The sequence below is a fragment of the Cellulomonas aerilata genome (assembly GCF_007991755.1).
Lineage (GTDB): Bacteria > Actinomycetota > Actinomycetes > Actinomycetales > Cellulomonadaceae > Pengzhenrongella > Pengzhenrongella aerilata.
Genome location: NZ_BJYY01000001.1, coordinates 565,916 through 586,916, shown reverse-complemented (window position 1 = coordinate 586,916; position 21,001 = coordinate 565,916). Strand labels below are relative to the sequence as shown.

General features: G+C 74.5%; 21 protein-coding genes. 15 read left to right on the top strand and 6 right to left on the bottom strand.

The genetic code is table 11. From position 1 onward, the window contains the following. Positions 1-49 precede the first annotated feature (49 nt). The 14 genes from CAE01nite_RS02615 (at position 50) to CAE01nite_RS18420 (ending at position 15,230) form a co-directional block, all read left to right on the top strand. A complete protein-coding gene (locus CAE01nite_RS02615) occupies positions 50-814 on the top strand; it encodes an RraA family protein (RefSeq protein WP_146899425.1) in 765 nt (254 codons plus the stop codon). 20 nt (positions 815-834) lie between these two features. Beyond that, positions 835-1,716, top strand: coding sequence for an NAD(P)-dependent oxidoreductase (locus CAE01nite_RS02610; RefSeq protein WP_146899422.1), 882 nt, complete (start codon positions 835-837; stop codon positions 1,714-1,716). Positions 1,717-1,778: 62 nt separating this feature from the next. Further along, entirely contained in the window at positions 1,779-2,720 is a 942-nt protein-coding gene (locus CAE01nite_RS02605; protein ID WP_371862883.1) for a carbohydrate ABC transporter permease, read from the top strand. Then, a complete protein-coding gene (locus tag CAE01nite_RS02600; RefSeq protein ID WP_146899419.1) occupies positions 2,717-3,622 on the top strand; it encodes a carbohydrate ABC transporter permease in 906 nt (301 codons plus the stop codon). The genes CAE01nite_RS02605 and CAE01nite_RS02600 overlap by 4 nt, the downstream gene beginning before the upstream one ends. Positions 3,623-3,719: 97 nt before the next feature. Then, the gene (locus CAE01nite_RS02595; RefSeq protein ID WP_186816385.1) at positions 3,720-5,096 is read left to right on the top strand and encodes an ABC transporter substrate-binding protein; all 1,377 of its coding nucleotides are present in this window, start codon (positions 3,720-3,722) and stop codon (positions 5,094-5,096) included. 83 nt (positions 5,097-5,179) lie between these two features. Beyond that, on the top strand, positions 5,180-6,382 hold the full coding sequence (locus tag CAE01nite_RS02590; protein WP_246130952.1) for a CaiB/BaiF CoA transferase family protein: 1,203 nt from the start codon (positions 5,180-5,182) through the stop codon (positions 6,380-6,382). Continuing rightward, complete coding sequence (locus CAE01nite_RS02585; RefSeq protein WP_146899413.1) at positions 6,379-7,173, top strand: enoyl-CoA hydratase; 795 nt, start codon at positions 6,379-6,381, stop codon at positions 7,171-7,173. Before CAE01nite_RS02590 ends, CAE01nite_RS02585 begins: the two co-directional genes overlap by 4 nt. After that, positions 7,170-8,063 carry an amidohydrolase family protein gene (locus CAE01nite_RS02580; protein ID WP_146899410.1) on the top strand — a complete coding sequence of 298 codons (894 nt, stop codon included), beginning with the start codon at positions 7,170-7,172 and terminating at the stop codon, positions 8,061-8,063. The genes CAE01nite_RS02585 and CAE01nite_RS02580 overlap by 4 nt, the downstream gene beginning before the upstream one ends. Next, positions 8,060-8,635 (top strand): gamma carbonic anhydrase family protein, encoded by a 576-nt coding sequence (locus CAE01nite_RS02575; RefSeq protein WP_146899407.1) that lies wholly within the window; start codon positions 8,060-8,062, stop codon positions 8,633-8,635. Before CAE01nite_RS02580 ends, CAE01nite_RS02575 begins: the two co-directional genes overlap by 4 nt. Beyond that, positions 8,622-10,019 carry an iron-containing alcohol dehydrogenase gene (locus CAE01nite_RS02570; RefSeq protein WP_246130951.1) on the top strand — a complete coding sequence of 466 codons (1,398 nt, stop codon included), beginning with the start codon at positions 8,622-8,624 and terminating at the stop codon, positions 10,017-10,019. Before CAE01nite_RS02575 ends, CAE01nite_RS02570 begins: the two co-directional genes overlap by 14 nt. Before the next feature lies 1 nt (position 10,020). Continuing rightward, complete coding sequence (locus CAE01nite_RS02565) at positions 10,021-11,457, top strand: NAD-dependent succinate-semialdehyde dehydrogenase (RefSeq protein WP_146899405.1); 1,437 nt, start codon at positions 10,021-10,023, stop codon at positions 11,455-11,457. 86 nt (positions 11,458-11,543) lie between these two features. After that, a complete protein-coding gene (locus tag CAE01nite_RS02560) occupies positions 11,544-12,287 on the top strand; it encodes an RraA family protein (protein WP_146899402.1) in 744 nt (247 codons plus the stop codon). Between the two features lie 28 nt (positions 12,288-12,315). Continuing rightward, complete coding sequence (locus CAE01nite_RS02555; RefSeq protein WP_186816384.1) at positions 12,316-13,119, top strand: enoyl-CoA hydratase-related protein; 804 nt, start codon at positions 12,316-12,318, stop codon at positions 13,117-13,119. Continuing rightward, positions 13,116-15,230, top strand: coding sequence for a glycoside hydrolase 5 family protein (locus CAE01nite_RS18420; RefSeq protein WP_246130950.1), 2,115 nt, complete (start codon positions 13,116-13,118; stop codon positions 15,228-15,230). The genes CAE01nite_RS02555 and CAE01nite_RS18420 overlap by 4 nt, the downstream gene beginning before the upstream one ends. Here CAE01nite_RS18420 and CAE01nite_RS02545 read toward each other — a convergent pair. After that, positions 15,227-15,556, bottom strand: a complete 330-nt coding sequence (locus tag CAE01nite_RS02545; protein WP_146899396.1) for a DUF4229 domain-containing protein — start codon at positions 15,554-15,556, stop codon at positions 15,227-15,229. The two genes, CAE01nite_RS18420 and CAE01nite_RS02545, sit on opposite strands and share 4 nt — an antisense overlap. Positions 15,557-15,606: 50 nt before the next feature. Between CAE01nite_RS02545 and CAE01nite_RS02540 the strand changes: the two genes are divergently transcribed. Continuing rightward, on the top strand, positions 15,607-16,038 hold the full coding sequence (locus CAE01nite_RS02540) for a PLD nuclease N-terminal domain-containing protein (RefSeq protein WP_146899393.1): 432 nt from the start codon (positions 15,607-15,609) through the stop codon (positions 16,036-16,038). Positions 16,039-16,047: 9 nt separating this feature from the next. Here the strand turns inward: CAE01nite_RS02540 and ccsB are convergent, their stop codons facing one another. The 5 genes from ccsB to CAE01nite_RS02515 are packed head-to-tail and all read right to left on the bottom strand — an operon-like array spanning position 16,048 to position 20,969. After that, complete coding sequence (gene ccsB, locus CAE01nite_RS02535; RefSeq protein ID WP_146899390.1) at positions 16,048-17,088, bottom strand: c-type cytochrome biogenesis protein CcsB; 1,041 nt, start codon at positions 17,086-17,088, stop codon at positions 16,048-16,050. Continuing rightward, positions 17,085-18,887: a cytochrome c biogenesis protein ResB gene (gene resB, locus CAE01nite_RS02530; RefSeq protein WP_146899387.1), complete on the bottom strand. Its 1,803-nt coding sequence runs from the start codon at positions 18,885-18,887 to the stop codon at positions 17,085-17,087. The genes ccsB and resB overlap by 4 nt, the downstream gene beginning before the upstream one ends. Further along, positions 18,887-19,693 (bottom strand): cytochrome c biogenesis CcdA family protein, encoded by an 807-nt coding sequence (locus CAE01nite_RS02525; protein ID WP_146899384.1) that lies wholly within the window; start codon positions 19,691-19,693, stop codon positions 18,887-18,889. Before CAE01nite_RS02525 ends, resB begins: the two co-directional genes overlap by 1 nt. Beyond that, a complete protein-coding gene (locus CAE01nite_RS02520) occupies positions 19,693-20,328 on the bottom strand; it encodes a TlpA family protein disulfide reductase (protein ID WP_146899381.1) in 636 nt (211 codons plus the stop codon). Before CAE01nite_RS02520 ends, CAE01nite_RS02525 begins: the two co-directional genes overlap by 1 nt. After that, positions 20,325-20,969, bottom strand: a complete 645-nt coding sequence (locus tag CAE01nite_RS02515; RefSeq protein WP_146899378.1) for a histidine phosphatase family protein — start codon at positions 20,967-20,969, stop codon at positions 20,325-20,327. Before CAE01nite_RS02515 ends, CAE01nite_RS02520 begins: the two co-directional genes overlap by 4 nt. Positions 20,970-21,001 lie beyond the last annotated feature (32 nt).

Below are 21,001 nucleotides of genomic sequence, written 5' to 3'. Positions count from 1 at the left end.
ACTCCGGGGCGGACCACCGGCGCACGCCCGCCCCGCCCGAGAGGAACCCATGTCGCTCTCCGAGCACGTCATCGCCGAGGTCGCCAAGGCCGACCGCAACGATCTGAACAGCCTGTACAAGCACCTGCGGGTCGCCGACGTCGCCGACGCCCTGGACGGGATCGGCTACTTCAACCTCACGCTCATGTCGCCCGAGCTGCGGCCGCTGTGGAGCGGCATGCGCTTCTGGGGGCAGGCCGCGACCATCCGGTGCGTCCCGTCGAACAAGCCCATGTGGAAGCTCGACTCGACGCAGGACATCGTCGAGGCGCACCGCCTGTGGTTCGAGCGGTACGGCCACAAGAACCTCCCCGACGACCTCCCGCCCGGCCACGTGATCGTTATGGAGTCCGGCGGCGGCCCCGAGGTGGGGTTCTGGGGCTCGGAGAACACGATGGCCGCGGTCGGCAAGGGCGCGGTCGGCATCATCACCGACGGCTACTGCCGGGACACCGGCGAGGTCGTCCTGCAGCGCGGCCCCGTGGTCGCCCGGCACCGCGGCCGCACGATCATCCCGGGACGCATCGAGGTCGTCGAGGTCCAGGGGACCATCGCCTGCGGCGGCGTCCAGGTCCGCCCCGGCGACATGGTGGGCAGCGACGACGACGGCGTCGTCGTCGTGCCGCAGGAGGTCGCCGAGGAGGTGGCCACCCACGCCCGGGCGATCCTGCTCGCCGACATGCGTGCCCGGAGCCGGCACTACGCCGCCCAGGGCAAGCCCGCCGACGCGTCCATCGACGCCGACGCCGTCCTCGCGTACTACGCCGACCTCTGACCCGAGGGGACACCGATCTCATGGCAGCGTCGCCTGGGACCAGCAGCATCGGCTTCGCCGGGCTGGGCAACATCGGCCGCCCGATGGCGGCCACCCTCCTGCGCGCAGGATGGTCGCTCACCGTGCTGGACACCTCGCCCGAGAAGGCCGAGGCGCTCGAGCGTGACGGCGCCCGGGTCGCGGGCTCCGTCGCGGACCTCGGCGGGTGCGACACGCTCGTGCTCGTCGTCCCCGACGACGCCGCCGTGGGGTCGATCCTCGAGGGGCCGGACGGCTGGCTCGCGGCCGGCGGTGACGGGCGCACGGTCGTCGTGCACAGCACGATCATGCCGGAGACCGCAGCACGGCTCGCCACCGTCGCGGCCGAGCAGGGCGTCGCGTTCCTCGACGCCCCGGTCAGCGGCGGCGCCGAGCGGGCCGACAAGGGCGACCTGACCATCATGGTCGGCGGCGAGGCCGACGACCTGGAGGCCGCGCGGCCCCTGCTGGAGGCCATGGGCAGCGAGGTGCTGCTCGTCGGTCCGGCCGGGGCCGGGGCGGCGACCAAGCTGGCCAACCAGCTCATGATGCTGTCCGCGCTCGCCGGTGCCATGGAGGCCATGGAGCTCGCCGCCGCGCACGGCGTCGACGAGGACACCGTGCTGCGGTCGGTGGCGTCGAGCACCGGCGACTCGTGGGTCACCCGCAACTGGGGCTTCTTCGACCGGCTCGTCGAGTCGTACGAGGCGGGCGGGACCCCGCCGCGCGAGCGGCCGTGGAGCAAGGACCTCTTCGAGGTCGTCGCCGCCGCGCGCGCCGTGGACCTGCGCGTGCCGGTCGCCGCGCTGATCGCGCAGACCCTCGCCGACCGGGTGGAGACCCACGCCGCCCAGGCGCGGGCAGGCCGAGGAGGTGCGTCGTGACCACCAAGGACTCGAGGCTGACGGGCGCGGGCGTCCGTCGGCGCGGTGACCGGACCTCGGTGCTGCCCGACGTCGACGACCTGACCGACCCGGGCTCCTCGCACGGGCGTCGCGCGAGCGGGCAGGCGCGACGCGAGGCCCTCGCGGCGTACGGCTTCCTCACCCCGTGGCTGGCCGGGATGCTCCTGCTGACCCTCGGTCCGATGGCCTACTCCCTGTACCTGTCGTTCACGAGGTACAACCTGCTCACCCCGCCCGAGTGGCAGGGCCTGGCCAACTACCAGCGGATGCTCGTGGACCCGCGGTTCAAGGCGTCGGTCGGGGTGACGCTGGAGTACGTCGCCGTCGCCGTCCCGCTCATCCTGATCGTCTCGATGCTCGTCGCGATGGTGCTCAACCAGGGCATCCGGTTCCTGCCCTTCTACCGGGCGTCGTTCTACCTGCCGTCCCTGGTGGGCGCGAGCGTCGCGATCTCGATGCTGTGGCGCACCATGTTCGGCGGCGACGGCGTCTTCAACGCCTTCCTCGCCCGGCTGGGCATCGAGGGGCAGAGCTGGATCGGCAACCCCGACACCGCGCTGTACTCGCTGGTCGCGCTCAGCGTCTGGACGTTCGGCGCCCCGATGATCATCTTCCTCGCGGGCCTGCGGCAGGTCCCCAAGGAGCTCTACGAGGCGGCCATGGTCGACGGCGCCGGCCCCCTGCGGCGCTTCTTCAGCATCACGTTGCCGACGCTCACGCCGCTCATCTTCTTCAACGTCCTGCTGACGACCGTCAACGCCTTCCAGGCGTTCACCCCGGCGTACGTGATCAGCAACGGCAACGGCGGACCCCTGGACTCGACGCTCTTCTACACGCTCTACCTCTACCAGCGCGGCTTCACGCAGCTGGAGATGGGGTACGCGTCGGCCATGGCGTGGGCGCTCACCGTGGTCCTGGGTCTGTTCACCGCCTTCATGTTCGCCACCGCCCGGTTCTGGGTCTACTACGGAGACGAGAGATGACCACGGCCACCCCCAGCCCGACCTCCGCGACGCCGGCGCTGCTGCGCCCCGTCTTCCCGCGCCGGCCCTCGCGCAACCGGGTCGTCATCTCGCTCGCGCGCCACCTCAGCCTGCTGCTGGTGCTGGTCGTCGTCCTGTACCCCCTGCTCTGGATGGCCGGGGCGTCCGTGCGACCGAGCAACGAGGCGTTCGGGACGCTCGGCCTGTGGCCCTCGAACTTCACGCTGGAGAACTACGCGACCGGTTGGAGCTACGGCAGCCTCAACTTCTCCCGGTACTTCGTGAACTCCCTGGTGATCTCGGTGCTGTGCATCATCGGCAACGTCGTCTCCTGCTCGCTCGCCGCCTACGCCTTCGCCCGGCTGGAGTTCCCGTTCAAGCGGGTCATGTTCGCGCTCATGCTCGGGACGCTGCTGCTGCCGTACCACGTGACGCTCGTGCCGCAGTACGTGCTCTTCAACAACCTGGCGTGGATCAACACGATCCTGCCGCTGACGGTTCCCAAGTTCCTCGCCACCGACGCGTTCTTCATCTTCCTGATGGTGCAGTTCATCCGGACGCTGCCGCGTGAGCTGGACGACGCCGCCCGGCTGGACGGCTGCGGCCACGTGGGCATCTTCCGCCGGGTGATCCTGCCGCTGTCGCTGCCGGCCCTCGGGACCACCGCGCTGTTCACCTTCATCCGGACCTGGGACGACTTCCTCGGCCCGCTCCTGTACCTCAACGACCCGGCGAAGTGGACCGTCACCCAGGGGCTCAACGGGTTCCTGGACGCCACGGGCGAGTCCGCCTTCGGTCCCCTGTTCGCGATGGCGACGCTGTCGCTCGCACCGATCGTCGGCTTCTTCCTAGTCGCGCAGAAGCTGCTCATCGAGGGCATCGCCACCAGCGGGCTCAAGTGACCCGCACGCCGGCGTCACGCCCCGGCACCGTCCCGACCCCCTCCTTCCCGGCCGCTCGACGAGCCGCCGTCCGTGCACCACTCGAGAGGAAACGATGATGTCTCCACACACCCGTCCGCGGCGGCGCGCGCTCGGCCTCGTCGCCGGCGCGGCGACGTTCACGCTCGTCCTGACCGCCTGCTCCGGCGGCACCCGCGTCGGTGAGACGACGCAGGAGTCGGCCGCGCCCGAGGCCTCCGGCGCCGAGGCCGGCCTCGGCGACGTCGAGGGCACGCTCCGGATCGCCTACTGGGGCTCGGGGCCGCGTGTCGACCTCACCAACGGCGTCTCGGACCTGTTCGTGGCCGAGAACCCGGGCGTCACGGTCGAGCCCGAGTCCGCCGACTTCGCCGCGTACTTCGAGCGGCTCAACGTCCAGGGCTCCAGCGGCAACCTCCCCTGCGTGCCGCAGATGCAGGGTCGCCAGCTGGCCTCGTACGCCACCCAGGGCGCGCTCATGGACCTGGACCCGCTCATCGAGTCCGGGGCGATCACGGTGCCCGACATCCCCGAGGAGGTCATCGACACCGGCCGCGGCCCCGACGGGGGGCTCTACTTCATCCCCTACGGCGCCGCCTACGACGCCGTCGAGATCAACGCGACGCTCGCCGAGCAGGCCGGCGTCGGGCTCCCCGAGGAGGGCTACACCTGGGAGGACTTCGGGGAGTACATCACCGAGGCCCAGGGGTCGCTGCCCGAGGGCATCGCCGCCGCGAACCTCGGCGGCGGGCTGCCGAACTACTTCATCGCGTGGACCCAGGCCCGCGGGGAGGAGATGTTCGAGGACGACCAGATCGCGTTCTCCGAGGAGACCCTCGCCGAGTTCTGGACGTTCTGGGAGGACCTGCGCAACGCCGGCGCCACCAGCACCGCGCAGCAGCGCGCGGAGGAGCCGCCGCAGACCGAGCAGCGCTACGTCGCCCAGGGCAAGGTCATGCTCGACAGCGTCCCGGGCAACGCCCTGACGCCCGGGCAGGCGACCCTGTCGGGCCTGGCGCCGGGTCAGGAGCTGACCACCGTGGCGATGCCGTCCGGCGAGGGCGGCTCCGGGAACGTGCTGTTCACCTCGGGCTGGGCCATCTCGGCGAACTGCGACAACGTCCCCACCGCGGCGGCCTTCATCGACTTCTGGGCCAACAACGACGAGGCGGCCGCGCTGTTCGCGTCGAACAACGGCGGGGTGACGAACACCCGGCACCTGCAGCAGCAGCTGGACAACCCCGAGCTGCCCGCGCTGAAGAAGCACGAGCTCGAGCTGTACCAGCAGGTCATCGAGGCCAAGCCGCCGACGGTCAGCTACCCCGCGGGGTACCAGGCCAACTTCGAGACGGCGTTCAACCGTGCCTACGAGACGGTCTCGCTCGGCGGGACCAGCCCCGAGGACGCGGCGGCCGCCTTCATCGCCGAGGTCAACGCGGCCTTCGGGGCGCAGTGACGCAGCGCTGACCCGGTGGTCCGGCGCGCTCCGGCGCGCCGGACCACCACCGGCGGCACCGACCGAGTCGAGGAGAGGCACGAGTGGATCAGGACAACGGACCCGGGGCCGGCGACGGCGCCCTGGCGGGGATGGTGGTCCTCGACCTGACGCAGGTCATGGCCGGGCCCTACTGCACGATGGTGCTGGCCGACCTCGGCGCGGACGTGATCAAGGTGGAGAACCCGGACTCGGGGGACCAGACGCGGCGGTCCTGGGGGCTCTCCGGGATCGGCGAGGACAGCCTGGCGTTCATGGCGCTGAACCGGAACAAGCGCAGCGTCGCCCTGGACCTGAAGTCGGCGGAGGGCCTGGAGGCGTTCCTGCGCCTGGTGCGCACCGCCGACGTCGTGGTCGAGAACTGGCGGCCCGGCGTCGCGGCACGGCTCGGCGTGGACTACGCGACGCTGGCCGAGATCAACCCGGCGATCGTCTACGCCAGCATCTCCGGGTTCGGGCTCACGGGCCCGTACGCCGCCCGGCCGGGCTACGACCTCATCGCGCAGGCGATGAGCGGCGTCATGAGCATCACCGGGGAGCCCGGCGGCCGGCCGGTCAAGTCCGGCATCCCGGTCGCGGACCTCGGGTCGGGGCTGTTCTGCGCGATCGGCATCCTCGCCGCGTGGATCAGCGCCCGCAGCACCGGGCGCGGGCAGAGCGTCGAGGCGTCGCTGTTCGACTCGGCCCTCGCGCTCGCCGTGTGGGAGTCGACCGAGCTGTGGCAGACCGGTCGCACCCCGCAGAAGACCGGGTCGGCGAACCGCATGTCGGCTCCTTACCAGGCGCTGGCCACGAGCGACGGGTACGTCACGGTGGGCGCGAACAACCAGCGCCTGTGGCAGCGGCTGTGCACCGCGCTGGAGGTGGACGGGCTGGTCACCGACCCGCGCTTCGCCACCAACGTCGGCCGGATGCAGAACCTCCCCGAGCTCGTCGCGGCGCTGGAGGAGCGCACCACGCAGCGCCCCACCGCCGTGTGGGTCGACGTCCTGCTGGCTGCCGGTGTCCCGGCCGGTCCGATACAGGACTACCGGCAGGTGCTCGAGGACGACCCGCACGTGAAGGCGCGCGGCATGGTCGCGGAGATGGAGCACCCGGTGGAGGGGCGCGTGCGGGTGCTGGCCTCGCCGCTGCGGCTCAGCGCGACACCGCCCACGATCCGCCGCCCGCCGCCCCTGCTCGGCGAGCACAACGCCGAGGTGCTGGGCCGCGAGCCGGCCGACCTCGAGGCGAGCACCGAGCGATGACCGACGACGCGGACGGTGCGGAGCCCGGCGTCCGGGTGCACCGCGCAGGGGACGTGCTGCACGCCGTGCTGTCCAACCCGGCCCGGCGCAACGCGATCACCTGGGCCATGTACGACCAGCTCCTCGCGATGTGCGAGCGCGTCGACGCCGATCCCACGCTGCGCGTGGTGGTGATCCGCGGTGACGGTCCCGCGTTCGCGGCGGGGACGGACATCCGCGGGTTCCGCGACTTCACCGACGGGGCGCAGGGAGTCGCCTACGAGCACCGGGTCGCCCGGGTGCTCTCCGCGCTCCTGGCGCTGCGGGTGCCCGTGGTCGGGGTGGTGTCCGGTCCAGCCGTCGGCGCCGGGCTCGCGGTCGCCGCCACCTGCGACGTCCTGGTCGCGACGCCGGACGCCCGGTTCGGCGTCCCGGTGGCCCGGACGCTGGGCAACTGCGTCCCGGCCGCGGTGGTGGCCCGGCTGCAGCACCGGCTCGGGGTGTCCCGGGCGATGACCCTGCTGCTCACCGCGCGCCTGCTCGGCGCCGAGGAGGCGCGCGAGAGCGGGTTCGTGCACGCCGTGGTCGCGCCGGACGCGCTGGAGGAGACCGTCGCCGACCTCGTGTCCCGGCTCGCCGGCAACGCGCCGCTGAGCGTCGCGGCGATGAAGGAGATGGACCGGCGGCTGCACGCGGCCGCCCTGGCCGTGCAGGCCGACGACCTGCTCGAGCGCTGCTACGGCAGCGCCGACTTCCGCGAGGGCGTGGCGGCGTTCCTCGAGCACCGAGCACCCACCTGGAGGGGACGATGACCGAGAGCGGCCGACACCGGACCGTGGACGCGCACCAGCACTTCTGGGAGGTCGCGGCCGAGGAGCAGTCCTGGCGCACGTCCGCGCACGCGTCCATCGACCGCGACTACGGGCCCGACGACCTCGCGCCGGAGCTGGCGGCCGCCGGCGTGGACGCCACCGTGCTCATGCAGTCGGTCGACAGCGCGCAGGAGAACGACCGGCTCGCCGCCTACGCGGCCGCGACCCCCACGGTGGCCGGGGTCGTGGGATGGCTGCCGATGCAGGACGCGGACGCCGCCCGGCGCGAGCTCGACCGCGCCGGCGACGCCACGTGGTGCGGGGTGCGCTGCCTCGTGGCGCGGGACCCGATGGAGTGGCTGTCCAGCCCCGCGTCGCTCGCGCTGTTCCGCGAGGTCGCGTCCCGCGACATGGCCTGGGACGTGGTCCCGGTGACCGCCGAGCAGGTGGAGGCCGTGGTGCGGCTGGCCCAGGCGGTGCCCGAGCTGCGGGTCGTCGTCGACCACCTCGCGCGGCCGCCGCTGGACACCGGCGGCCGGCAGCCGTGGGCGGACCTGGTCAGCCGGCTCGCGGCCTGCCCGGGCGTCGCGCTGAAGGTGTCCGTCGGCATCGACGCGCTCACGGCGTGGCCGTCCTGGCAGCCGCAGGCCCTGCGTCCCTACGTCGCGCACGCGCTGGAGTCTTTCGGCCCGGACCGGCTGATGCTGGCCAGCAACTGGCCGGTCGTGCTGCTGCGGGCGACGTACGGCCAGGCGTGGTCCGACCTGCGCGGGGCGCTGGCCGAGGCGGGGGCGTCCGACGACGACCTCGCGCTGGTCGAGGGCGGGACGGCCGACCGCTGGTACGGCCTGACGGCGCGGGCTGCGGCCCACCCCGGGGCGCCGGCATGACCGACGGCGCAGGCGTCACCCCGGCCGTCGTGCTGCGGATCGGCGAGCGAGTCCCGGTCGTCGCCGCCGACGCCTGGGTCGCCCCGGGCGCGGTCCTCGTCGGCGACGTGCGCCTGGGCAGCCGGGCGAGCGTCTGGTACGGCTGCGTCCTGCGCGCCGACGGCGCGCGGATCGAGGTCGGCGACCGGTCCAACCTGCAGGACGGCACGATCGCGCACGCGGACGAGCACGGGGGCGTCGTCGTCGGCGCCGACGTGTCGGTCGGGCACCGGGCGGTGCTGCACGGCTGCACCGTGGGCGACGGCAGCCTGGTCGGGATGGGCGCCGTCCTGCTCACGGGCTCGCGGGTGGGCGCCGAGAGCCTGGTGGCCGCCGGCGCCGTCGTCCGGGAGGGCATGGAGATCCCCCCGCGGTCGCTGGTCGCCGGGGTGCCCGCCGTCGTGCGCCGCCCGCTGTCCGACGACGAGCTCGAGCGGCTGCGCGTGAACGCGCTCACCTACCTCGACCTGACCGCCGTGCACCGCAGCGCGCAGGCCCTGCCGACCTCCGGAGACGACCGTGACCGAGCCTGAGCGCACCCCACCTGCGGCCGGGGCCCTGCCGCCCCTGCCCCTGTTCGGGCTGCTGCGCGCCCCCCGGGAGATCCTCCTCGGCGTCGGGCAGCGGGCCGCGGTCCCCCGCGCCGTGCTGCGCCACGGCACGAGGGCGACCGTCGTCACCGACCCGCGGCTGGGCGCCGACCCCGCCCTGCGCGACCTCGTGGACGGCCTGCGCGCGGCGGGGGTCGAGGTGGACGTCTTCGACCAGGCCCTGCCCGAGGTGCCCGTCGACCAGGTCGAGGAGGCGACCCGGCAGGCCCGTGCGCACGCCGCCGACGTCGTCGTCGGGTTCGGCGGCGGCAGCTGCCTCGACCTGGCCAAGGTCGTCGCGCTGTGCCTCGCGCACGGCGGCCGCCCCCAGGACTACTACGGCGAGAACCGCGTCCCCGGTCCGGTGGTCCCCGTCGTCGCGGTCCCCACCACCGCGGGCACCGGGTCGGAGGTGACGCCGGTCGCGGTGCTGGCCGACCCCGAGCGCACGATGAAGATCGGGATCTCCAGCCCGCACCTCATCCCGGCGGCCGCCGTCTGCGACCCCGAGCTGACCGTGTCGTGCCCGCCGGGGGTCAGCGCGGCGGCCGGGGCGGACGCCCTCGTGCACTGCCTCGAGGCGTACACCGCCGTCCGGCGCCCCCCGACGCCCGACCTGTCCACCGACCGCGTGTTCGTGGGCAAGGGCGAGCTGACCGACGCGTTCGCGCTGCTGGGGATCCGCCAGGCCGCGGCCCACCTCGCCCGGGCGTGCTCGCACCCCGACGACCTCGCCGCCCGCTCGGGCATGATGCTGGCCGCGCTCGCCGGCGGCCTCGCGTTCGGGACGGCGGGCACCGCGGCCGCGCACGCCCTGCAGTACCCCGTCGGCGGACTGACCCACACCCCGCACGGCATCGGCGTGGGGACGCTCATCCCGTACGTCATGGCCTTCAACCTCCCCGCCCGCACCGCCGAGCTGGCGGAGGTCGGCCGGGCGCTGAGCTCCGGGGTGCCCGGGGGCACGCCGGCCGCCGCCCGGGAGGGCAGGGACGACGGCGACGGCAGCGACGACACGACGCGCGCGCATGCCGCCGTCACCGCGGTCGCCGACCTGCTCGCGTCCGTCGGCATCCCGCGGACGCTGGACGCGCTCGGGATGCCGGAGGACCGGCTCGCGTGGGCCGCGCACGAGGCGATGAGCGCCCGACGCCTCGTCGAGAACAACCCGCGACCGCTGGACGAGGCGGCCGCGCTGAGCATCCTGCGTGCCGCCCACCGCGGGGACCTGTCCCCGGCCGGACCGGTCGAGCAGCACGACGACGCAGCGCACGACGACGCCGTGCCGACCGGTGCGCGCCCGAGCCCGAGCAGAGGGGTGGCCTGACATGACGACCACGACCGGACCGACCGGCCTGCTGGTGGGCGGCGCCTGGCGCCCCGCGGCGTCCGGCGCCACCTTCGACGTCCAGGACCCGGCCACCGGCGCGGTGGTCGCCTCGGTGACCGACGCCGGACCGGACGACGCGCTCGACGCGGTGGAGGCCGCCGTCGCCGCGGCCGCCGGCTGGGCCGCGACACCGCCGCGGCAGCGGGCGGAGGTGCTGCGTCGCGCGTGGCAGCTGATGACCGACCGGGCCGAGGAGCTGGCGCTGCTCATCTCGACCGAGAACGGCAAGGCGCTCCCCGACGCGCGGTCCGAGGTCGCCTACGCCGCGGAGTTCTTCCGGTGGTACGCCGAGGAGGCGGTGCGGATCCCCGGGCGCCTGTCCACCGCCCCGAGCGGGGCGAACCAGATCCTCGTGCGGCACGAGCCGATCGGCGTCGCGGTGCTGATCACGCCGTGGAACTTCCCGGCGGCCATGGCGACCCGCAAGATCGCGCCCGCGCTGGCCGCCGGGTGCACCACGGTCCTCAAGCCCGCCGCCGAGACCCCGCTGACCGCGCTGGCCGTGGCCGACCTGCTCACCGAGGCCGGCGTCCCGGCGGGCGTGGTCAACGTGGTGACCACCACCGACCCCGGCCCCGTCGTGGACGCGATGCTGCACCACCCCGCGGTGCGCATGCTGTCGTTCACCGGATCCACCGAGGTCGGCAAGATCTTGCAGCGCACGGCCGCCGACCGGGTGCTGCGCTGCGCGCTGGAGCTCGGCGGGAACGCGCCGTTCCTCGTCCTGGCCGACGCCGACGTCGACGCCGCCCTCGACGGGGCGATGGTCGCCAAGATGCGCAACGGCGGTCAGGCGTGCACCGCGGCGAACCGGTTCTACGTCCACCGGTCCGTGCACGAGCGGTTCACGGCCGGCCTCGCCGCCCGCATGGGCGCGATCCGGGTGGGGGACGGCAAGCAGCCCGGGACCGAGTGCGGCCCGCTCGTGGACCGCCCGAGCGTGGACAAGGTCGTCCGCCTGGTCGACGACGCCGTGGCGCGCGGGGCCCGCGCGCTCGTCGGCGGCCGGGCCGGTGACGGGTGCTTCTACCCGCCGACCGTCCTCGTCGACGTGCCCGCCGACGCCGCCGTCCTGCGCGAGGAGGTCTTCGGCCCGGTCGCGCCGGTCGTCGTCGTCGACAGCGACGAGGAGGCGATCGCGGCCGCGAACGCCACCGAGTACGGGCTCGTGTCCTACGTCTACTCGGCCGACCTCGGCCGGGCGCTGCGGGTGGCCGACCGGCTGGAGGCCGGGATGGTCGCGGTGAACCGCGGGCTCGTCTCCGACCCTGCCGCGCCGTTCGGCGGCGTCAAGGAGAGCGGGCTGGGCCGGGAGGGAAGTGGGGAGGGGTTGCTGGAGTACACGGAGACCAAGTACGTCGCCGCGAGCTGGTAGGCGGCGCACCGAGCACGGCACGTCACGCACGACGACCACCACGCACGACGACCACGCACGACCCACGTCGAAGGAGACAGACGAGCATGACCACGACGAGCGACAACGGCACGAGCACGAGCCCCGCCACGGGGACCACCAAGACCAAGCAGGAGCTGGTGGCCCTGTTCCAGGGGCTGCGGGTGTCGGACGTCCGCGACGGGCTGGACTGGATCGGCATGCCCAACAAGGGCAGCGTGCACCGCGACATTCAGTCCATCGCCGAGGGCATGAAGTTCTGCGGGGCGGCGTTCACCGTGCGCTCGCGGGTCAGCCAGAAGCAGGTCCCGCAGATCGTCGGCGAGGACTACACCAAGTGGGCCCGCGAGTACTGGTACGGCGAGGTCATGCACTCCCCGTGGGACGCCGAGCTGGAGCCCGGCGACATCGTCGTGCTCGAGTCCCCGGACTGCGGCGTCGGGGAGATCGGGTCCTACAACTCCCTCGACTGGCACATCAAGGGCGCCGCGGCGGTCGTCACCTCCGGCGGCTGCCGGGACCGCGACGAGTGCCGGGCGCAGGGCGTGCCGATCTTCGCGCAGTACCGCAACCAGGCCATGACCCAGGGCCGGGTGGAGTACGAGGCCGCCAAGATCCCGGTGAGCGTCGGCGGGGTCCAGATCAAGCACGGCGACATCGTGCTCGGGGACGGCGACGGCGTCATCGCCGTGCCGTTCGAGGTGGCCGAGCAGGTGGCGCAGTACGCCCGGCAGGAGAACGAGAACGACAAGGCGGGCCGCCGGCGGATGTACCAGACGCTGGGCTGGGAGCTCGACGAGAGCGTCCGGTGACCGGACCGCACTGCACGCGGGTGCCCGCGTGACGCAGGGCGACAGCGGGCCGGGGCGCACCGAGCTGGTGCGCTCCGGACCGCTGGCCACCATCACGTTCGACAACCCAGGCCGGCGCAACGCCCTGACGTCGGCCATGTACGCCGACCTGCGGCGGCACTGCCTCGACCTGGCCGCCGACCCGACGGTCCGCGTCGTCGCCGTCCGCGGGGCGGGCGGGGCCTTCGCGGCGGGGACGGACGTCGCGGACCTCGAGGTCATCGCCGACGGGGCGGACGGCGTCGCCTACGAGGCCGAGATCACCGCCGTGCTGGACGCGGTGCGGGCGCTGCCGGTGCCCGTCGTGGCGCTCGTCGACGGACCGGCGGTCGGGGGCGGTCTGGCGATCGTGGCCTGCTGCGACCTCGTCTACGCGACCCCGGCCGCGGTCTTCGGGGCGCCGGTCGCCCGCACGCTCGGCAACTGCGTGTCACCGGCGACGACCGCCCGGATGCGCGCCGCGCTGGGACGCGCCCTGGCGACCGAGCTGCTGCTGACCGGGCGGCTGGCCACCGCGGACGAGGCGCTCGCCGCCGGGCTGGTGCGGACCGTCGCGCCCGCCGAGAGGCTGGACGCGGTCCTGGCGGAGCTGGTGGAGCGCGTCGTGGTGTGCGCGCCGCTGTCCGTCGCCGCGGCCAAGACCTTCGGCCGGCGCCTGGACGACCTGGCCGCGGCGGTGCGCTCGGACGACGTCTACACCGAGGTGTACGGCAGCGCGGACTTCCACGAGGGGGTGCGGGCCTTCCGCGAGCGCCGCCGCCCCGCGTGGGCCGCCGGGGCGTCCGGACCGTGAAGCGCCCGTCCCCGGCCGTCGTCCACCACGGCCGGCCGCAGCACTGGGTCGGGGTCAACTTCTGGTCCCGCACCGGCGGCCCGCTCATGTGGCGGTCCTACGACGGCGACGTCGTGCAGTCCGAGCTCGAGACCATGCGCGCCCACGGCATGACGGTGACGCGCTCCTTCTTCTACTGGCCGGACTTCCACCCCACCCCGGACACCATCGACGAGGGGCTCGTCGACCGCTTCCGGGACTTCCTCGACCGGCACAGCGCACTGGGGATGAGCAGCATCCCGACGTTCCTCGTCGGGCACATGTCGGGCCAGAACTGGGACCCGGCGTGGCGCGGCGGGCGGCACCTGTTCCGGGACGTGTGGTTCGTCGCCCGCCAGGCCTGGTACGTGCGCGAGCTCACCGCCCGGCTGCACGACCACCCGGCCGTGGCCGGCTGGCTGCTGACCAACGAGATCCCCATCTACGCCGACTGGCGCTCCCGCGGCGACGACGTCCTGGACCCCGACGAGGTGAGCAGCTGGTCGCAGATCCTCCTCGACGCCGTGCGTGCCGGCGGCGGGACGCAGCCGGTGAGCATCGGCGAGGGCGCGTGGGGCGTGGAGGTCACCGGCCGGGACAACGGCTTCCGCGTCCGCGACCTCGCCCCGCTCGTCGACTTCCTCGGGCCGCACGTGTACCGGATGGAGACCGACCAGTCCCGTCAGCTGCTGGGCGCCGCCTTCGTCTGCGAGCTGCTGCACCGCTCGGGCAAGCCCGTCGTCATGGAGGAGTTCGGGGTCACCTCGGACTACACGAGCGACGAGAACGGCGCCCACTACTACCGCCAGCTGCTGCACCACACGCTGCTCGCCGGGGCGACCGGGTGGCTGGCGTGGAACAACACCGACCTCGACCACCTGTACCGGCAGGCGCCCTACACCCACCGGCCGTTCGAGCAGCACTTCGGCCTGGTCGACGCCGCGGGCGTCCCCAAGCCGCAGGCCCGCGAGATGCGGGACTTCGCCGCGCTGCTCGAGCGGGTCGACGTCGCCCGGTGCTCGCGCCCGGACTCGTCGATCGCCCTGGTCGTGTCGAGCTGGCTGGACAACCAGTACCCGTTCACCGACCCGTCCGACGGCCCCACCATCGCCGCCACGCTGCGGCAGGCGTACGTCTCGGCGCGCCACGCGGACCTGCCGGTCGTCCTCGTGCGGGAGGCCGACGCCGTCCTGTGGCAGCCAGGCACCGCGCGCGACCTGGCCGACGGCGTCGCCCGCGGCGGGGTGCAGTACGGGCGCGCCGTCGTCCCGCGCGACGGCCGGGTGGAGCTCGAGGCCGGCCAGCTCGACCCGGCCGCCGAGGGACCGGGCCTGCCCGACGACGCCGCGCTCTACCTCGTCCCGTCCGTCAAGCACCTCACCTCCCCGACGTGGGTGCAGCTGGGCAGGCTCGCCCGGGGCGGGGCCACCGTCTACTGCTCGTACTTCACCGGCACGCACCCGAACCAGCGCGGGCCCTGGTGGCCGACGATGCACGAGCTGTTCGGGGTCCGGAAGCTGACCCGGTACGGCCTGGTCGACGCGATCGAGGACGACGTCGTGGAGCTCCGCTTCGAGACCCCGTTCGGCGGGATCCCGGCCGGGGAGACCCTGCGGTTCCGCACCGCGGGCACCGAGGACTCCCGGGCCTACCTGCCGGTCGAGCCGGTCGGCGCCGAGGTCGTCGCCCGGGACGGCCGGGGACGCCCCGCACTGCTGCGGCACCGGCTCGGGGACGGGCAGGCGGTGCTGTGCACCTACCCGCTGGAGCACATGGCGTCCCTGCTGCCGGCCGTGAACCCCGACGCGACCTGGCGCCTGTACGCGGCGCTCGCGGCGGAGGCCGGCGCCCAGCCGGCGGTCCGGGTGGACTCCCCGGACGTCGTCGTCGGCGAGCTGGTGCACGAGGACGGGCACACGCTCGTGTGGCTGGTCAACATGACCGACGCCGAGGCCCGCGTCCGGCCGGTGCTCGCCCGGGGGACGCTGGCGCCGCTGGACGGGGGCCCCGAGGTGACCACGGTGGAGCTGGCGGCCTACGGGGTGCAGGTCCTGCGGCTGGTCGTGCCGGACGACGTCCGCCGGCCCGGCTAGGGCCGGTCGCGGCCCGGCTCGTCGTCCGGGACGGGCGGCGCTGCGGCACCGGACCGGGCGGCGTCGTCCAGGGCGTCCTCGTGCGCGGCGTCGGACTCCGCCGCGGCCGGGAACCGGCGCCCGCCGCCGGCGCGCCGGGCGGCGCGCTCGGCCAGGTGGACGGCGGCCGCCTCCCGCTGCCGCGCCAGCAGCACGTACGAAAGGCCCCACGCCGAGAACGTCGCCACGAGGAGCAGCAGCCACGTGCGCAGCCCGGCCCAGTACCCGAGCGCGAAGCACGCGGCCAGCAGCCCCAGGCGGAGCGCGGAGTAGGTCACCAACGGCATCCGTTCAGCGTAGGCCCGTCACGCCGCCGCCCCGGACATAGTCTGGAGGCATGCGGAACCTGCTGTTCCTGGTCCTGGTGGGACTGGTGGTCTACACGATCATCGACGTGATCAAGAGCGACCGCGACGAGCGCTCGGGCGTGCCCGCGCCGCTGTGGATCCTGCTCATCGTCGTGCTGCCGGTGGTGGGCTCCATCGGGTGGCTGGTGGCGAGCCGGACCGCCAGGTCCCGCCGTCCGGACGGTGGTGCGGGCGGCGGCGGGGGCGGCATCGGCCCCACGCCGCCCACCCGGGGGCCGCGCCGCCCGAGCGGCCCGGTCGCGCCCGACGACGACCCGGAGTTCCTCTGGCGCCTGGAGCAGCAGCAGCGCCGCGCGCAGGGCGGCCAGCCCGGTGGCCCCGGCGGCGCGCACCCCGACGCGGCCGACGGCGACGCGTCCGGCAACGGGCACGACGCGCCCGGCCCCCGCACCAGCCCGTAGGGCTCGCGCTCAGGAGCCGGTCGACAGCCCCGAGTACGAGTGCAGGCCCGAGAAGAACAGGTTCACCAGCGTGAAGTTCGCGATCACGCACGCGAAGCCCACGACGACGAACCAGGCCGCGCGGCGACCGCCCCAGCCGCGCGTCGTGCGCGCGTGCAGGTACGCCGCGTAGACGGTCCAGATCACGAAGGTCCAGACCTCCTTGGGGTCCCAGCCCCAGTACCGGCCCCACGCGTGCTCGGCCCAGATGGCGCCGGCGATCAGCGTGAACGTCCACAGGACGAAGCCGACGGCGTTGAGCCGGAACGACAGCGCCTCCAGCTCGGTCGGCCGCGGCACGGCCTCGAGCCAGCGCCACCGGTTGCCCGCCAGCGCCGCCGACCCGTGGTCGCGCGAGTCGCGCAGGAGCTGCAGGACGCTCGCCGCGGCCGCGACCATGAACACCCCGGTGGAGGTGATCGCGACGCCCACGTGGATGACGAGCCAGTAGCTGTCCAGCGCCGGCTGGACACCGTCCGCGCGGATGTAGAAGACGAGCAGCCCCAGGGCGAGGGCCAGGACCGTGAAGCCGGACACCAGCACGCCGAGGAACGGCAGGTCCCGCCCGCGCAGCACGACGGCCAGCACGACCACGGCGACCAGCGTGCCGACCAGCGTGAACTCGTACATGTTCGCCCACGGCGTCCGCTGCGCCGCCAGGCCGCGCAGCACGACCGCCAGGACGTGGAGCACGAGCCCGAGCGCCGTCGTGGACCGGGCGATGCCGCGGGCGCGCGACCGGCGCCGTGCCTCGCCGGCCCCTGCGGTGCCGACCGTGCCGCCCGTGCCGACCGTGCCGACCGTGCCGGTGGGCGCCCGGTCGGCGACGAGCGTGCCGCCGGCGACGCCGGGCCGGGCGGCCGGACGTGCGGCCACGGCCCGGCGCGTGCGCGGGACGCGCTCGGCGAGCGCCGCGAGGTCGAGGGTGTAGGCGACCAGCGCGACGGTGTACACCGTCGCCGCCGCCCACACCAGGTTGGTGCTCAGGTCACCGAGCTCGGCGGGGGTCATCGTGCTCCTCGTGGTCGCGTCGCCGCGTGCTGCGTGTGGTCAGGTCCCTGCGTCGAACTGTCCCCGCCCGTGCCGGGGGACGCCAGCCCGTCGGAGCGGTCCACCGCCGCCCCGTCCTGCGCCACGGCGGCCATGACGGCGTCCAGCTCGCGCTGCAGGCCGACGTCGTCCCCGCGGGCCAGGGCGGCGCCGGTGACGTGCGTGCGACCGTCCGGCCCCGGGACCGCCCGCAGCCAGACCCGCCGGCGCGGCGTGAACAGCGACAGCGCCAGCCCGCCCAGCGCGAGCAGCGAGAACACCAGGACGAACGGGAGCGTCGGGTCGTGGCGCAGGTCGAGGGCGACGAAGCGCAGGGTCGAGTCGTAGGTGAGCGAGCCCAGGCCGTCCGGCAGGGTCACCGTCTCGCCGGGCCGGACGTACAGGGTGACCGTGCCGCCGTCGGCGTCCACCGCCTGCTCCAGCCCCGCCTCGTCGAGCTGGTAGACGTTCTGCGGCACGCCGTCGTCGAGCCCCAGGTCGCCGGACCACACCGACAGGACGAGCAGCGGGTCACCGGGCAGCGGGTGCACCGACCGCCACAGCCCGGGTGCGGACTCCAGCGCGGTCGGCAGCAGGAAGCCGACCATCCCGATCTGCGGGCCGGTGGACACGTCCGGCACCTTGATCACGCCGCGGGACGTGTAGACCTCGTCCTGCGGCAGGAACGGCACGGGGCCGGCGAACGCGACCTCGCCCGCGGCGTCCCGGACGGTCACCTCCGGTGCGTACCCGTTGCCCTGCAGGTAGACCTTCGCCCCGCCCGCGGTGAGCGGGTGGTTGACCCGGATGGAGTCGGCCCGCTGCGACCCGTCCGCCTCCCGGACGGTGACGTCGGCCCGGAAGTAGCGCGACGCCAGCGTCTGGGGGTCGAACTCCGCCGTGAACCCGTCCAGGGTCAGCGAGAACGGCTCCAGCGAGGCCGGGTCGAAGCCGGTGCCGCTCTCGAAGGTGTCGTAGCCGACGACGGCGTTCGCGAAGCCGCGGCCCTGCAGGACGATCGCCTGGCCGCGGTAGTGCAGGAACTGGCCGGTGCCGACCGACACCAGCAGCCCGAGCAGCGCCAGGTGGAAGACGAGGTTGCCGCTCTCGCGCAGGTAGCCGCGCTCGGCGGCGACGGTCGTGCCCGCGGCCTCGGGGCACACGTCGACGCGGAACCGCGGCAGCCGGCGCCACCGGCCGCGCAGCGCGTCGGTCGCCACCTGGGCGACCCGCTCCGGGGACGACGTCGTCTCCAGCGCGGCCTGGGCCGGGAAGCGGTCGAACCGCCGCGGCGTGCGCGGCGGACGCGCCCGCAGGCCCCGCAGGTGCACCGACGTGCGGGGGACGATGCAGCCGACGAGCGAGACGAACAGCAGCAGGTAGATCGCCGAGAACCAGACCGACGCGTAGACGTCGAACGCGCCGAGGCGGTCCAGCCACTCCCCCAGCGTGGGGTTGTCGGCGAGGTACTCGGCGACCCGGGCGGGGTCCTGCGGGCGCTGCGGGAGCACCGACCCGGGGACGGCGGCCACCGCGAGCAGCATGAGCAGCAGCAGCGCGACCCGCATGCTGGTCAGCTGCCGCCAGGTCCATCGCAGCCACCCGAGGACGCCGAGCCGCGGCAGGACGACGCCGTCGCCGGGGCCTCCGGGGGTGTCGGGGCTGCCTGGGTCGCGGGGGGTGCCGGACGTGTCCGGGCTCCCGGGTCCGCCGGAGCCGCCGTCCGCGTCGCCCGGGCCGACGAACGCGTCGTCGATGCCCTCGGGCCGGTAGGTCGCCATCAGACCACCGGCCGGAAGCCGGCGACGAGGCCCTGCAGGGACTGCGTCCAGGCGCCCCACAGGCCGGTGACCAGGGCGAGCCCGATGAGGATGAGGAGTCCGCCGCCGAGCCGGGTGATGGCCGGACGGTGCCGCCGCAAAAAGGTCAGCGCGGCCGAGCTGCGCTGCATGCCGAGCGCGATCGCGAGGAACGGCAGCCCGAGCCCGAGGCAGTACGCGACCGACAGGGTCGCCCCGCGCGCGGCCGACCCGTCCTCGAGCGACAGCGCGAGCACGGCGGCGAGCGTCGGGCCGATGCACGGCGCCCAGCCGAGCCCGAACACCACGCCGAGGACCGGCGCGCCCCACAGCCCCGCGGCGGGGCTGACGTGCAGGCGCCGCTCCTGCTGCAGGAACGGCACGAACCCGAGGAACGCCAGTCCCATGAGCACCACGACGACGCCCAGGACGCGCGTCAGCGGGTCCTCCCAGCGTCCCAGCAGGGCGCCGAGCGACCCGGCGAGCGTGCCGACGGCGACGAAGACGAGGGTGAACCCGGCGACGAACAGGGCGACCCCGGCGAGCAGGCGGCTGCGGCTGGCGGTCGCGCGCGCGGAGCCGTCCCGGCCCAGCCCGCTCTGGCCGACCGAGGCGCCGCTCATCCCGCCGAGGTAGCCCAGGTAGCCGGGCACCAGCGGCAGCACGCACGGCGACGCGAACGACACCAGCCCGGCGAGCAGGGCGACCGGGACGGCCAGCAGCATCGACCCCGAGAACGCGGTGGTCGCGAACTGGGAGCCGACGTCCGCGGCGGACCCGGCGAGCATCACACGCCGGCCGGTGCCGGCTCGGCGAGCAGGTCGTCCACCATCGCACGCAGCGTGGAGCCGTCGGCCAGGCCGAGCACGCGCCCGGCGACGCGGCCCTCGCGGTCCAGCACGACCGTCGTGGGGACGGCCTGCAGCGGCACCTCGCCCTGCAGCGAGGCGATCGCGGTGCCGTCGGTGTCCGCGAGGGACGGGTACGGCACGCTGAACGTGCGCTCGAAGGCCTGCGCCGCACCGGCGTCGTCGGTCCCGTTGATGCCGAGCAGGTGCACGCCCCGGTCGGCGTAGTCGGTCGCGAGCGCGACCAGGTCCGGCGCCTCGGCCCGGCACGGCGGGCAGGCCGCGTACCAGGTGTTCAGGACGACGACGTCGCCGCGCCAGTCGGCCACGGAGACGGGTGCCCCGGAGAAGTCGGTGCCGGCGACGACGACGGCGTCACCGCGGTCCTCCGGGGCCCAGGTGCGGGTGCTGCCGTCCCCCGAGACGTACCCCGCCTCGGCGCCGGTGTCCGTCCGGCCGTCGGCGGCGGGCTCGGCGGTGCAGGCCCCGAGCGTCAGCGCGAGGGCCAGGGCGAGGGGGACGGCGGCAGGGAGGGTGCGCGCACCGGCCCGCCGCCGGCTGCCGGTCCGGCTCATGCGCCCGGGACCTGGGTCGCCCCGGGCAGCAGGTCGGCCGCCGGCTCGGTGTAGTGCAGGCCGACCAGCCGGTCGTCCTCGAAGCGCAGGGAGGTCAGCGACGCCAGCGTGCACTCGCGCCGGCGCGGGTCGTGCCACAGCCGCCGCCCGGTCAGCGCCAGGCGCGTCACCCACACCGGCAGCTGGTGGCTGACCAGGACCGCCTCGTGACCGCGCGCGGCCTCGCGGGCGGTGTCGACGACGGCCAGCATGCGGGCCACCTGCGCGGTGTAGGGCTCGCCCCAGGACGGCCGCAGCGGGTTGACCAGCAGCGGCCAGTGCCGCGGGTTGCGCAGCGAGCCGTTGCCGACGCCGACGGTCAGGCCCTGGAACCTGTTCTCCGCCTCCAGCAGCCGCTCGTCGGTCCGGATCGGCAGGTCGAACGCTCGGGCGATCGGGGCGGCGGTCTCCTGCGCGCGCTCCATCGGCGAGGCGAGCACGGCCACGACGTCGGCGTGCTCGCCGGCCAGGTGCTGGGCGACCCGCTCCGCCATGGCGACCCCGCGCTTGGACAGGTGGTAGCCGGGCAGCCGCCCGTACAGGACGCCGGCGGGGTTGTGGACCTCGCCGTGGCGCAGCAGGTGGATCGTGGTCGCGACCATGGGAACAGTCTCGCAAACGCGCCCGGGTGCTG